This is a genomic window from Rubellimicrobium sp. CFH 75288 (assembly GCF_009904055.1).
Lineage (GTDB): Bacteria > Pseudomonadota > Alphaproteobacteria > Rhodobacterales > Rhodobacteraceae > Rubellimicrobium.
Genome location: NZ_WYDP01000005.1, coordinates 123938 through 136505 on the forward strand (window position 1 = coordinate 123938; position 12568 = coordinate 136505).

At 74.3% G+C, this 12568-nt stretch carries 13 protein-coding genes; 3 read left to right on the forward strand and 10 right to left on the reverse strand.

Annotation, left to right across the window (positions count from 1 at the left end; genetic code table 11):
• Positions 1-9: 9 nt before the first annotated feature.
• Together GT358_RS06350 and GT358_RS06355 are read right to left on the reverse strand one after the other, a co-directional pair.
• Positions 10-672, reverse strand: coding sequence for a sulfotransferase family 2 domain-containing protein (locus GT358_RS06350; RefSeq protein WP_166581759.1), 663 nt, complete (start codon positions 670-672; stop codon positions 10-12).
• Positions 669-1601 carry a DMT family transporter gene (locus tag GT358_RS06355; protein ID WP_166581760.1) on the reverse strand — a complete coding sequence of 311 codons (933 nt, stop codon included), beginning with the start codon at positions 1599-1601 and terminating at the stop codon, positions 669-671. The genes GT358_RS06350 and GT358_RS06355 overlap by 4 nt, the downstream gene beginning before the upstream one ends.
• A 167-nt stretch (positions 1602-1768) precedes the next feature.
• Between GT358_RS06355 and GT358_RS06360 the strand changes: the two genes are divergently transcribed.
• A complete protein-coding gene (locus GT358_RS06360; RefSeq protein WP_166581761.1) occupies positions 1769-2767 on the forward strand; it encodes a hypothetical protein in 999 nt (332 codons plus the stop codon).
• Here the strand turns inward: GT358_RS06360 and GT358_RS06365 are convergent, their stop codons facing one another.
• The 8 genes from GT358_RS06365 to GT358_RS06400 all read right to left on the reverse strand — a co-directional run bounded on the left by GT358_RS06365 (position 2768) and on the right by GT358_RS06400 (position 9606).
• Positions 2768-3544: a hypothetical protein gene (locus GT358_RS06365; protein WP_166581762.1), complete on the reverse strand. Its 777-nt coding sequence runs from the start codon at positions 3542-3544 to the stop codon at positions 2768-2770.
• Positions 3545-3651: 107 nt separating this feature from the next.
• Positions 3652-4293 (reverse strand): uracil phosphoribosyltransferase, encoded by a 642-nt coding sequence (gene upp, locus GT358_RS06370; RefSeq protein WP_166581763.1) that lies wholly within the window; start codon positions 4291-4293, stop codon positions 3652-3654.
• Positions 4290-5279 carry an adenosine deaminase gene (locus GT358_RS06375; protein ID WP_166581764.1) on the reverse strand — a complete coding sequence of 330 codons (990 nt, stop codon included), beginning with the start codon at positions 5277-5279 and terminating at the stop codon, positions 4290-4292. Before GT358_RS06375 ends, upp begins: the two co-directional genes overlap by 4 nt.
• On the reverse strand, positions 5276-6457 hold the full coding sequence (locus GT358_RS06380) for a phosphopentomutase (protein WP_166581765.1): 1182 nt from the start codon (positions 6455-6457) through the stop codon (positions 5276-5278). Before GT358_RS06380 ends, GT358_RS06375 begins: the two co-directional genes overlap by 4 nt.
• 65 nt (positions 6458-6522) lie before the next feature.
• Positions 6523-7836, reverse strand: a complete 1314-nt coding sequence (locus GT358_RS06385) for a thymidine phosphorylase (protein ID WP_166581766.1) — start codon at positions 7834-7836, stop codon at positions 6523-6525.
• A gap of 1 nt (position 7837) precedes the next feature.
• Positions 7838-8230, reverse strand: coding sequence for a cytidine deaminase (locus tag GT358_RS06390; RefSeq protein ID WP_166581767.1), 393 nt, complete (start codon positions 8228-8230; stop codon positions 7838-7840).
• A 37-nt stretch (positions 8231-8267) separates the two neighbouring features.
• Positions 8268-9011 (reverse strand): SseB family protein, encoded by a 744-nt coding sequence (locus GT358_RS06395; RefSeq protein ID WP_166581768.1) that lies wholly within the window; start codon positions 9009-9011, stop codon positions 8268-8270.
• On the reverse strand, positions 9004-9606 hold the full coding sequence (locus GT358_RS06400; RefSeq protein ID WP_371416236.1) for a uracil-DNA glycosylase family protein: 603 nt from the start codon (positions 9604-9606) through the stop codon (positions 9004-9006). Before GT358_RS06400 ends, GT358_RS06395 begins: the two co-directional genes overlap by 8 nt.
• 189 nt (positions 9607-9795) lie before the next feature.
• Here GT358_RS06400 and GT358_RS06405 point away from each other — a divergent pair, with 189 nt between their 5' ends.
• Positions 9796-10449 (forward strand): ABC transporter ATP-binding protein, encoded by a 654-nt coding sequence (locus tag GT358_RS06405; RefSeq protein ID WP_166581769.1) that lies wholly within the window; start codon positions 9796-9798, stop codon positions 10447-10449.
• Entirely contained in the window at positions 10439-12094 is a 1656-nt protein-coding gene (locus GT358_RS06410; RefSeq protein ID WP_166581770.1) for a capsule biosynthesis protein, read from the forward strand. The genes GT358_RS06405 and GT358_RS06410 overlap by 11 nt, the downstream gene beginning before the upstream one ends.
• Positions 12095-12568: the final 474 nt, after the last annotated feature.

Consider the following 12568-nt stretch of genomic DNA (forward strand, 5'->3'; position numbering starts at 1 on the left):
ATCATGGCATCAGGAGGTTGAGATTCCGTTAAAATCGTAGCCGAACCGCGCCGCATCCTCGGCCAGCGCACGGCCGACCAGATCGGCGCCTTCGGCGTCGTAGAGCAGCCGCCAGTCGCGCGGCCGGTCGCTCGCGTTGATCCGGGGCAGCCGCAGCGGATGGCCCAGCAGCGCCTCGACGGGGCCGATCTCCTCGGCGAAGCGTTCGATGCGGACAAAGAGCGCGCGCCGCTCGCGGCCGTGCGAATCGCTGAGGTAGCGCCGCGCCGGCCAGGCGGCGAGTTCGGCCAGCGTGTCGGGATGGCGCAGGAAGGCCGCAAAGTTGCCCGCGCGGGCCCGTGCCACGGCCGGATGCGCAAAGGACTGCGCGCGCAGCCAGTGATAATAGCTCGCCACCCGGTCCCAGGGATTGCGCACCAGCGTCCAGACCAGGAGACGGTCGAACTCCTCGGGCGCCACCACGCCCTCGATGTCGGCCAGCGTGGCGTGCTTCCACAGCCGCCCGCGGGGGCGCAGGCCGCGCAGGGTGGGCCGGCGCCGTCGGGCCTCGGGCGTGTCGGCGATGAGCAGGTCGTCCGGCGGCGCCTGCGCCTCGAGCGCGCGGGTGACGGCGGTGCCGCCCGTCTTGGGGATGTGGACGAACAGGAATCCCCGCGCGCGGGAGACGATCATGCCGCCTCGCGCCGGGGTGCGGCCGAGGGCTGGCGCCAGGCGATCAGGATGCCCGCAGCCGTCACGAGCACAAGGCCCAGCGCCTCCACCGGGCCGGGGATCTCGCGCCAGAGGACGATGGCCCAGAGCGTGGCGAAGACGAGCAGCGCGTTCTCGAACACCGCCACCACGGTAGCCGAGGCGATCTGGTAGGCGCGGATGGAGAGCCCCACGCCCACGAGCGAGCCCACCCCCTGCACGAGGATCATCACGAGAAAGACCCCTTCCGGCGCGACCCAGCCGCGCGTCGCGAACCCGTCGGCGCCCGGCGCGACGGGCAGCGGGACGAGCCAGAGGATCAGGGTGCCGAGCGCGCCCCACAGCATCATCAGGCCGAAGAAGCCCAGAAGCAGCGCCGCCGTCCCCTCGCCCGCGCACCATTGCCGCGTCACCAGATTGCCCAGACCATAGAAGGCCCCGGCGAGGACCGGCAGGAGCGACAGGGCCGACAGGCTGTCGGCGTCGATCCCGATGGCAAGAAGGATGCCCACGAAGCCCAGCGCGACCGCACCGGTCCGCCATGGCCCCACCGGCTCGCGGAACAGCAGCACCGAGAACAGCACCACGAAGAGCGGCGCGGTGAAGAGCCCCGCCACGACCTGGGCGATGGGCATGAAGGCGAGGCAGCCGAAATAGATGACCATCGCGACCGAGTTGAGCACCGAGCGCAGCAGGACCCGGCCGGGCCGGAGGGGCGAGAGCCGCGCGCCTGCGATCCAGGCGACCGGCACCAACACCGCCAGCGCCACGGCCGAGCGCAGCAGGTGGAACTGCCACAGCCCGCCCGTCTCGGCCGCCAGGCGCATGAAGTTGTCGATGAGCCCGAACAGCGCCATGCCGCCGGTGACAAGAAGCGCCGCCTCGACCGTCCGGCCGTTCTCTCCCGCCATGCCGCTCTCCCTGCCTCGCCGCCCGTTCCTAGCGGGACGGCCGGCGGCGTCACCGCCCGGCTGCGACGCCGCGTGACGCGGACAGGCCGCCTACGCCGGGCGGGGCGGCGTTTTCTTCGCCGCTGCGGGCCGCTAGACTCGGCTCCGACAGGCAGAACGCGGAGCCCATGACCGCCCTCACCCGATATGCCCGGCTCGAGACGACCGGCCTGTGGCGGGCCGAGGACGAGACGGAGCCGCGCGAGGTGACGGTGTCGCTGGGCCATGCCACGCTGGTGCTGACGGACGTCACGGGAGAGCCGGTCGCGCACTGGTCCCTGCCGGCCGTGACGCGGCTCAACCCCGGTGCCGTCCCGGCCCGGTTCGGCCCGGACGAGACGGGGTCCGAAAGCGTGGAGATCGAGGACGACCTGATGGTGTCGGCCATCGAGACGGTGCGACGGGCGGTCCGCCGCCGCCAGGGCGGCGGCCGCCTGCGGCGCGGGATCGCCGCGGGGGTGGCGGCCTGTCTGGCGGGGCTTCTGGTCCTGTGGCTGCCCGGCGCGGTCCATCGCCAGGCGCTCGCCGTCGTGCCCTCCTCCAAGCGCAGCGAGATCGGCGCCACGCTTCTGGGGCATCTGGGCCGCGACCTCGGCACGGCCTGCCGCTCGGCGCTCGGGGTCGAGGCGCTGCGCCGTCTCCATGCGAGGCTGTTCGGGGACCGGGCGGCCGGACAGATCGTCGTGCTGCCGCGCGGACCGGCCGTGCCGCTCGTCCTGCCGGGAGGGCTCGTGATCCTCTCGCGCGAGACGGTCGAGCGGGCGGCGGAACCGGCCGTGCTGGCCGGCCACGTTCTGGCGGCCTTGGCGGCCCGGCGCGGTGTGGACCCGCTCGACCTGCTGCTGCAGGAGGCCGGCGTCATGGCGGCGGCGCGCCTTCTCGTGACGGGCGACCTGCCGCCCCGCGCGACCGAGGCCCATGCCCAGCGGCTCCTGACCGATCCGCCCCGTCCGCCGGCGCCCGAGGCGCTGGTCCCTGCCCTCGCGACGCTCGGCATCCCGGCGGGCCCCTACCTGCGCGACGCCGACCCCGCACGACCCCTGCCTGCCACCCTGCCCGATGCGGGGGAGGCACCGCTCATCACCGATGCCGAATGGGTCAGCCTCCAGGCGATCTGCGACGGCTGACTAGTGCCCCCGCGGCAGCACCACGACAGGTCCGACCACAACCGCGCCCATGATGACCGGGCCCGCCACGGCACGGGGAAGACCGCGGCGGGGGTTCACGCGGCCGTCGTCCCAGGCCGGCTCGAAGCCGGGCGGCGGAGAGGCGATCTGCGGCACGAGGCCGATCGGATTGGAGGCCGGGATCGGGTCATGTCCGAAGGTGGGCAGTTCGAGCAGGCGCGGATTCGCGGCAGTGCGCGAGACGTTGACAGGTCCGGGCGCAGCGACCTCGGCTCCGATGGTCGGAGAGACCGGCACCGCGACGATGCGCGCCGTTGCCACGGGCACGACCACGCTCCCGGCCACCGCGATCGGGGCCGGGGGCCGCGGGGCCGCCGCGCGCGGCGGAGCGGCCGGAGGGGGAGCGGCGACACGGATGCCCGCCCGGGGCGCGATGGGCGGCGGGTCGATCTCGATCCGGGCCGGGCCGAGCGGCCCGCCGTTGTTGGCCGCCCGCGCGGCGGCCAGCGGATCGGGTACGGGCTCGGCCAGAGGCTCCGCCACCGTCACCGGAACGGACGGCGGCAGGCCGCAGACCGGCGTCCGGTCGGCCCCCAGCCGCGGCACCCATTCCACGGCATCGCCGACCTCGGCCCGGACAAAGGCGCAGCCGGCGCTGTCCACATATTGCGTTCCCGCAAAGCCGGGCGGCGGCAGCTCGGCGGGCTGCGCGAGGGCCGCCGCAGCGGCAAGGGTCCAGGTCGCGGTTGCGAGGGTTCCAAGACGTGCCACCATCATCCCGCACCCCCGCCTTCCTCCGGCCCCGCCCGGCCGTCGCGCACGACCCTGCCCGAGCCCTTCCGGGCTGTAAAGCCGTCCGGGGCGGCGGCGGTTCCGTCCGGCGCCTACTTGGTCCCGAACATCCGGTCGCCCGCATCCCCCAGACCCGGCACGATGTAGCCGTGCTCGTCCAGGTGGCTGTCGATGGCCGCCGTCACGATGCCCACATCCGGGTGCGCCGCGCGCATGCGCGCGATCCCCTCGGGCGCGGCGAGCAGGCACAGGAACCGGATGTCGCGCGCGCCCGCCTGCTTGAGCAGGTTCACGGCGGCGGCCGAGGAATTGCCGGTGGCAAGCATCGGGTCCACGACGATGCAGGTCCGGTCCTCAAGCTGGGCGGGGACCTTGAAGTAGTACTGCACGGGCTGAAGCGTCTCGGGGTCGCGGTAGAGGCCCACGAAGCCCACCCGGGCGGCCGGGATCAGGTCGAGGATCCCGTCCATCAGCCCGTTGCCCGCCCGCAGGATCGAGATGAGCGCGAGCTTCTTGCCCTCGATGGCGGGCGCGTCCATCTCCGCCAGGGGGGTGCGGATGCGCTTGGTCGTCATGGGCAGTTCGCGCGTCACCTCGTAGGCCAGAAGCAGGCTGATCTCGCGCAGGAGACGGCGGAACGAGGCGGTCGATGTGTCGTGCTCGCGCATGATGGTGAGCTTGTGCTGCACCAGCGGATGCGTGACGACGGTGACGCCCTCGGGATGATCGGTCATGCGGCCTCCAGTCGCTTGCGGATGCGCTCGCGCAGGGGCGCGTCGCAGAAGGCGGCGTCCAGCGCCACCCGGTTGAGCGCGTCGAGATCCTCGGGGCCCCAACCGAAGGCGCGCTCCAGCTCCTCCCACTCGCGGGTCAGGGTGGTGTGGAAATAGGGCGGATCGTCGGTCGAGACGGTGACGCGCACGCCGCGCTCGCGCAGCCGGGCGATCGGATGGGCCTGCCAGGAAGGGACCGCGCCGAGATAGACGTTGGAGCCGGGGCAGACCTCGAGCACGATCCCGTCCTCGGCCAGCCGGTCGGTCAGGGCGGGGTCGCGGGCGGCGGCGATGCCGTGGCCGATGCGCGACGGGCGCAGGTCGCGCAGCGTGTCGGCGACCATGTCCGGTCCGCCCCATTCGCCCGCATGGCAGGTGAGGCCGAGCCCCGCCTCGCGCGCGCAGTCGAAGGCCCAGGCGAAGTCGCCGGGCCGGGCCGTCAGCTCGGCTCCCCCCATGCCGAAGCCGGTGATGAAGTCTCCCGCCGTTTCGGCCGCGCAGAGCGCAGCGACGCGGGCGCGCTCGGGACCGAAATGGCGCACGGCGGTGACGATGCCGCGCAGGACGATGCCCGTTTCGCGCTCGGCCTCGGCCGCGGCCTCGGCCATGGCGGCGGCGTAGTCGCGCCAGGCCTCGACGTCGCCGCCGCCGCAGAAGTCGGGGCTCAGGAACGCCTCCTGATAGACGGCCCCGTGGGCGGCGCTCTCCTCCAGCACGGCAAGGACGAGGCGGCGGTAATCGGCGGGCGTGCGCAGCACCGAGGCGGCGGCCTCGTAATGGCGCAGGAACTCCTCGAAGGTGCCGCGGCGGTAATGGCCCGCCTCGTCGAAGATCCGCGACAGGTCCTCGCCCTTCTCGGCCGCGAGGGCGCGGATCAGGGACGGGGGGGCCGCCCCCTCGATGTGCAGGTGCAGCTCGACCTTGGGCCGGCTCTGCCAGTCGCTCACAGAACGCTCCTTCCCCTGCCCCGCTCGGGCAGGCCCAGATGGGCGGCGATCGTCGCCGCGACGTCCACGAAGGCCATGAGGCCGAGTGCGCGCGGCCCCGCCCCGTGGATCAGGACGGGCACCCGCTCGCGCGTGTGGTCGGTGCCGGTCCAGGTAGGGTCGTTGCCGTGATCGGCCGTCACCACCAGAAGATCCCCCTCCCGCAGCCGCGGCAGGAGCGCGCCCAGACCCGCGTCGAACCATTCGAGATGGCGCGCATAGCCCGCCGGGTCGCGACGATGGCCGTAGAGGCTGTCGAACTCGACGAAGTTGGCAAAGACCAGCGCGCCGTCTTCGGCCTCGGCGGCGAGGCGGTGGAGGTGGTCCATCAGCGCGCGGTCCGGGCCCTTGGCCACGTCCGTGATGCCGCGCCCCGAGAAGATGTCGCCGATCTTGCCCACGGCGCGCACCGGCCGGCCCGCCGCGGCCGCCCAGTCGCAGAGCGTGGGCGCGGGCGGGGCGATGGCGAAGTCGCGCCGGTTGGCAGTGCGCGTCCAGCCCTCCTCCGGGCTGCCCGTGAAGGGGCGCGCGATCACGCGGCCCACGCGCATCGCGTGCAGGCGGGGCGCGATGCGCTCGCACAGGTCCAGAAGGCGCGCCAGGCCGAAGCGCTCCTCGTGGGCGGCGATCTGGAACACGCTGTCCACCGAGGTGTAGCAGATGGGCCAGCCGGTGCGCCAATGCGCCTCGCCCTCCTCCTCGAGGATCGCGGTGCCCGAGGCATGGCGGTTGCCGAGGATGCCGTCGGTGCCCGCGAGGCGGCAGACATCCTCGACCAGGTCGGGCGGAAAGCACGGCACGGTCTTGGGGAACACCGTCCAGTCCCAGGGCACGGGCACCCCCGCCAGCTCCCAGTGGCCCGAGGGGGTGTCCTTGCCCCGGCTCTCCTCGGTCGCGGCCCCCCAGGCACCCTCGGGCGACGCGACAAGCAGCCCTGGCACCTCCTCGCCTGAGGCGAGGCGCAGCGCATGGCCGAGGCCCAGGGCCGAGAGGGTCGGCACCGAGAGGCCCGCGGTCCGCGCGATGTGGGCCACGGTGTTGGCGCCCGTGTCGGGCACGTCGCCGTTGAAGAATTCGGCCGCATCGGGCGCGCCCCCGATCCCGACCGAATCCATGACCACCAGAAAGGCCCGCGCCACCCATCCGTCCCCTTGTCCCGTTCCGGCCCCTCTAGCCCGCCCTGCCGCGTGCCGCCAAGGGGGGCTCAGCCGATGCGCCCGAGGATGAGCGGCCGCGACGCGGGCGCCTCGCCCAGCCTGATGGCCGCGCGGACGGCCGCAGCCGCCGCCTCCGCCGCTGCCTCGTCGCGGGCATGGACCAGCGCGAGGGGATCGCCCCGCCCGACCCGCGCGCCAAGCGGGGCGATCGCGGTCAGGCCTACGGCGGGGTCCACCGGGTCCGTCTCGCGCAGGCGTCCCCCGCCCAGCCCCACGACCGCCCGGCCCAGCGCCTCGCCGTCGATGGCGGCGACGTGGCCCTCCTCGGGCGCGGGGACGGGGCGGACCACCGGCGCGCGCGGCAGGTCGCTCCGCCAGCTTTGCGCGAGGTCCCGCGGCCCGCCCATCAGCGCGGCCATGCGCGCGAAGCGCTCCATCGCCTCGCCCGAGGCGATCGCGCGGGCGATGCGGCCGGCGCCCGCCTCCTCCTCCTCGCCCGCGAGCGCGAGGAGGCGGCCCCCCAGTGCCACCGTCAGGTCATGGAGGCGCGGCGCCGCCTCGCGCTGGCCCTCCATCAGCTCGAGGCAGAGCGCCACCTCGACCGCGTTGCCGGCGGCCGGGCAGAGCGGCTCGTCCATGTCGGTGACGAGCGCGGCCGTGGCGCAGCCCGCGCCGTTCGCGGCCTCGGTCAGGGCCTGGGCCAGCGCGCGTGCCTCCCCTTCGGTCTTCATGAAGGCGCCCGAGCCGCACTTGACGTCGAGCACCAGCCCCTCGAGCCCGGCCGCGAGCTTCTTGGACAGGATCGAGGCGGTGATGAGGTCGATCGACTCCACCGTCCCGGAGACGTCGCGGATGGCGTAGAGGCGCCGGTCGGCCGGGGCGATCTCGGCCGTGGCGCCGGCGATGGCGCAGCCCACCTCGCCCACGATGCGGCGCAGCGCCTCCTCGGAAACCTTGGGCTCGACGCCGGGGATCGACTCCATCTTGTCGAGCGTGCCGCCCGTATGGCCCAGCCCCCGCCCCGAGATCATCGGCACCGCCACCCCGCAGGCGGCGAGCGCGGGGGCGAGCACGAGCGAGACCGCGTCCCCGATCCCCCCCGTCGAGTGCTTGTCGAGCACCGGCCGGTCGAGGTCCCAGCGCAGCACCCGGCCCGAATCGCGCATGGCCAGCGTGAGCGCCACCCGCCCCGAGGGCGAGAGGCCCCGGATGCAGACGCCCATGGCGAAGGCGCCCGCCTGCGCGTCCGTCACCGCGCCCGAGGCCAGCCCGCGCGCCATCCAGCGCAGCTCGGGCTCGGTCGGCTCCTCGCCGCGCCGCAGCCGCCCGTTGACCCAGGCCGCATCGAGCCGTGCCTCCATGTCAGGACGCCTCCATGTCCGAGGGGCCGAAGGCGCCGGGCAGCAGCGCGCCGATCGTCGTCTCCTCCCGCGCGCCGCGCAGGGTGGCGAGCGTCACCGGCACGTCCGGGCCGCCGAACTCGGCGAGCTTCTGGCGGCAGCCGCCGCAGGGGGGCACCGGGCGGGGCGCGTCGGCGATCACCGCCACCTCGGCGATGCGGCTGTCGCCGGCCGCGATCATGGCGGCGATGGCGCCGGCTTCGGCGCAGGTGCCCTCGGGATAGGCGGCGTTCTCGACGTTGACGCCGAGATGGACCCGCCCCCCCTCGGCGCGGATCGCGGCGCCGACCTTGAAGCCGGAATAGGGGGCATAGGCGCGCTCGCGCACGCGGGCGGCTTCGTCGATCAGGGACATGGGCGGGCTCCTTTCCTGGGGGGGGCGGACGGTCATCTCAGCGCAGGCGGGGCGGGGCGGCGGGCCGCTCGTCGGGGGGGGCGAGGTCGAAGCGCAGGCCCACGCGGGCGAGGCGGGCGAGGACCGGGGCGCCCGCGGGCAGAAAGGTCACGTCGAGGCGCACTCCCCCGGCATCCGAGAGCGCGACAGCCGCGTGGACGGAGGCCGCGATCGCCTCCTCCGCTCCCGGCCGCGCCCCTTCGACGGCGAGAAGGTGGCCTCGCGTGCCGTCCTCCCACTCCACCGCCGCGAGCCAGGCCGCGGCGGCGAGGCCCTGCGCGCCCGCCAGCCGCCGGTCGAGCGCGGACAGCAGCGCGGGCGGCAGGCCGCGGGGGGGAAAGACGGTCCGCGGGCGCGCCTCGGCCCGCTCGGGCCCCGCGGCGAGGTGGCGGGCCAGCCAGTCGAGCGCCTCGGGCGAGACGGCGATCTCCTCGCCGCCCGACAGGCGCAGCGCCACGCCCGCACCCTGCCCCGCCAGCATCTGTGCGAGCGCGAGCCCCGACAGCGTGGCCGTGGGGCGGACGGGGCCGGAGAGCGCAGCGGGGCCGTCATGGGCGATCACATGGGGGATGCCGCCGAGATCGGCCGTCTCGGGCTCCACGCTGTCGCCCTCTCCCTCGCCGGAGAGGGGCAGGACCAGCTCGGCCCCCGAGAGCGCCTCGAAGAAGGCGAGACGGGCGCGGTCGTCCCCGGGGCGGGCGCGCCAGAGGCGGGCGGCGCGGGCGAGCGGCGTGTCAGCCATCGAGAACCTCGCGGATGCGGGCGCGGAGCGCGGGCAGCACCTCGGCCTCGAACCAGGGATTGGCCCGCAGCCAGGCGGTGTTGCGCCAGGAGGGATGCGGCAGCGGCACGACCGCAGGCCAGGTGTCGCGCCAGGCGCGCACGCGCGCCGTCACCGGACCGGGCCCCAGATGCCAGGCCTGCGCCATCCCCCCCACGAGCAGCGTGAGCCTCACGCCGGGCAGCGCGCCGAGCGCCTCGGTCCGCCAGGTGGCGGCGCAGATCCGCGGGGGCGGCAGGTCGGCGCCCTTGGCGTCGTAGCCGGGGAAACAGAAGCCCATGGGCACGATGGCCACGCGCGAGCGGTCGTAGAACTCGGCCTCGGTGACGCCCATCCAGTCGCGCAGCCGCACGCCCGAGGCGTCGGAGAAGGGGATGCCGGAGGCATGCGCGCGCGCACCGGGCGCCTGCGAGGCGACGAGCAGCCGCGCGGCGGAGGCGAACCAGACCACGGGGCGCGGCGCGTGGGCCGTCGCGGTGGCCGCGAATCGGGGCGCGCAGAGGCGGCAGGCGCGGATGCGGGCGGCGACGGTCGGCTCGGCGGAGGCCGGGGGCACCCCTCCCTCGGGTCGCGGCGCGCCATCATCTGCCCCCGGTCTTGTCACTTTCCGGCGGGCCGGCCACGGTTTATCCTCGGTCCGGGGCGGGCTTCCGCCACAATCCGGGGTCATCACGGCCCCATCGTTTCGCATCCCGGGCCGAATCCTTCGGTCGCAGGGAGGGGCGTTGCGGTCGGATCGGGGGCCATGCTCGAATTCGCCAATGTCAGCAAGTCCTTCTGGACGGGGCAGCGCCGCAAGGTCATCCTGGAGGATGCCTCGTTCCGGGTCGAGATGGGGCAGTCGCTCGGCATCCTCGCCTCCAACGGGACGGGCAAGACGACCCTCATCAACATGATGGCGGGCCTCGAGAAGCCCGACGAGGGCCGGATCACCCGCAGCTGTCGCGTCTCCTTTCCCCTGGGCTTCATGGGCGGCGTGGTGCCGCGCCATTCGGGGCGCGAGAACAGCCGCTACATCGCCCGGCTCTACGGGCTCGACCCCGACCATGTCGAGGCGTTCTGCCGCTGGATGGCCGGGATCGGCGAATATTTCGACATGCCCGTGGGCACCTACAGCCAGGGCATGCGGGCGCGGCTGTCCTTTTCGCTCATGCTCGCGCTCGATTTCGACCTCTACCTGATCGACGAGGGCATGCCGCAGACGACGGACGTGGCCTTCAACCGCCGCGCGGGCGAGGTCCTGCGCGAGCGCCTGGAGACGACCACCGTGGTCATCGTCTCGCACCAGGCCGCGGTGCTGGAGCGGTTCGTGCGGCAGGCGGGGGTGCTGCGGGACGGTCGGCTGCATCTGTTCGATACCCTCGAGGAGGCAAGGGAGCTCTACGATTATGGGCATTAGGGTCCGGCGCTACCGGTTGCGGCGCGGCCAGCCGCTTCTCGAGGAGCCCGCCGCGGCGGCGGCAGAGCCGTTGCGGGCGGTGGCGGGCGGCGGGGCGCGGGTGGCGGCCCTGCGGCCGGTGACCGATCCCGCGGCCGCGGAGGGCGACGATCTTGACGCGATCCGGCGCGAGGGGCTGACGGGGCGGCAGCTGCGCATGGCGCGGCGGGTGGCGCTCAAGCACGGGATCGCCGCGACCTCCGACCTCGAGGCGGTGCGGGCGCTGCGGGCGCGAGGAATCGACCCGTTCCAGCCCTCGAGCCTGCTCGAACTGGTCCAGTCCGGCGCGGGAGAGGGCCGGGGCGAGCCGGCGGGCGCCGAGCTGCCCGAGGCCGGCGGCGGCGGCGGGCTGCCGGCGGTCGGGCCGCGCCCTGCCCTGCCCCAGCACCCCGCCCGGCAGGCTCCGGGGGCCCGGACGCTGCCCGGCGGGCCGGGCGACGAGGAGGCCGCGCGGCGCCGCACGGAGGAGATCCTGCGCATCCAGCGCGACCTGGCCCGCCGCCGCCGGCGGCGCGCCCTGCTTCTGGCGGTGCGGCTTCTGGTCTTCGTGGTCCTGCCCACGGCGATGGCGGGCTGGTACTACGCCCGCATCGCCACCCCGATGTACGCCACGCGCTCGGAATTCATCATCCAGAAGGCCGAGGCGCAGGGCATGGCGCCGGGGCTGGGCGGGCTGTTCCAGGGCACGTCCATGGCCAACCAGCAGGATTCCATGGCGGTGCAGGCCTATCTCGCCTCGCGCGCCGCCCTGGCGCGGCTCGATGCGGAGCACGGCTTCCGCGAGGCCTTCTCCGACCCCGCCATCGACCCGATCCAGCGCCTGCCCGAAGGGGCGAGCAACGAGGCGCTGTTCGACCTCTACCGCAAGCATGTGAAGATCAGCTACGACCCCACGGAGGGGATCGTGAAGATGGAGGTGATCGCCCCCGACCCGGCGCTGAGCCAGACCTTCTCGGAGGCGCTGATCCGCTATGCCGAGGAGCAGGTGGACCAGCTGACCCAGCGGCTGCGCGAGGACCAGATGCGGGGGGCCCGCGAGAGCTACGAGGCGGCCGAGCGGCGGCGTGCCGAGGCCCTGGCCGAGTGGCTGCGCATCCAGTCGGAGGTCCAGCAGATCGACCCCGTGGGCGAGACGGCCGCCCGCACGAGCCAGATCAGCGCGCTGGAGACCGAGCGCCAGCAGCTCCTGCTGACGCTGCAGACGCGCCTCTCGGTGCCGCGGCCCAACCAGGCGCAGGTCGATGCGCTGCGCAGCCAGATCGCCAACATCGAGACGCTGATCGCCGGGCTGCGCGAGGAGATGACCCGCGATTCGGCCGCCGGGGCGAGCCTGGCCGCGCGCAACACCGAGCTGCGGCTGGCCGAGGAGAACTACACCTTCCAGACCATGCTGGTGCAGCAGGCCCTGACCCAGATGGAGAGCGCCCAGATCGAGGCCAACCGGCAGGTGCGCTACCTCTCCCTGGGGGTCGAGCCCGTCGCCCCCGACGAGGCGACCTATCCGCGCGCCTTCGAGAACACGGTCCTGGCCTTCCTGATCTTCTCGGGGCTCTACCTCATGGTCTCGCTCACCGCCTCGATCCTGCGCGAGCAGGTCACCGCCTGACGCGCCCGGCCGCCCAAGGCTCCCCTCCGCCTCCCATCGCTCCTGTTCGGCCTGGGCGTCGGCCTGGGTCCAGGGGCGGTCGGAGACGTCCCAGAAGGGGTCTGCGTGGAGGGGGTTGTGGTGCGTCCAGTCGAGCGCGAGCCAGGCCTGGACGAAGCGGCTGAAGGCTCTCTGGCAGGTCAGGGCGAGGGCTGCGTCGGGGGCGGGGGAGGCGGCGCAGAGGGCGGCCTGCCAGAGGGCGGCGCGGGCGAGGGGTCTGGCGTCGCGGCGGCTGGTGGCGAAGGGGCGCAGGCCCTCGCGCAGCCGGGCGAGCAGCGCGTGGCGGGCGGGCGCGAGGCGGAAGGGTTCGTGGAAGGCGAGAAGGGGCGGCATGGGGGCTCCGGGCGCGGGGGAGGGGCTTGGCGCCGGAGGATGCCGGGGAATGGTTAACGCAAGGTTGGACCACCGCACGGTGGTGTTGCGTCCGGCTTCCGC

Coding starts and splice junctions, on each gene's coding strand:
- GT358_RS06395 (WP_166581768.1), bottom strand. CDS start 9,011: ATGGCTGACACGCCGCTCGCCCGCGCCGCCCGCCTCTGGCGCGCCCGC.
- upp (WP_166581763.1), bottom strand. CDS start 4,293: ATGACCGATCATCCCGAGGGCGTCACCGTCGTCACGCATCCGCTGGTG.
- GT358_RS06405 (WP_166581769.1), top strand. CDS start 9,796: ATGCTCGAATTCGCCAATGTCAGCAAGTCCTTCTGGACGGGGCAGCGC.
- GT358_RS06365 (WP_166581762.1), bottom strand. CDS start 3,544: ATGATGGTGGCACGTCTTGGAACCCTCGCAACCGCGACCTGGACCCTT.
- GT358_RS06355 (WP_166581760.1), bottom strand. CDS start 1,601: ATGGCGGGAGAGAACGGCCGGACGGTCGAGGCGGCGCTTCTTGTCACC.
- GT358_RS06385 (WP_166581766.1), bottom strand. CDS start 7,836: ATGGAGGCACGGCTCGATGCGGCCTGGGTCAACGGGCGGCTGCGGCGC.
- GT358_RS06360 (WP_166581761.1), top strand. CDS start 1,769: ATGACCGCCCTCACCCGATATGCCCGGCTCGAGACGACCGGCCTGTGG.
- GT358_RS06350 (WP_166581759.1), bottom strand. CDS start 672: ATGATCGTCTCCCGCGCGCGGGGATTCCTGTTCGTCCACATCCCCAAG.
- GT358_RS06390 (WP_166581767.1), bottom strand. CDS start 8,230: ATGTCCCTGATCGACGAAGCCGCCCGCGTGCGCGAGCGCGCCTATGCC.
- GT358_RS06410 (WP_166581770.1), top strand. CDS start 10,439: ATGGGCATTAGGGTCCGGCGCTACCGGTTGCGGCGCGGCCAGCCGCTT.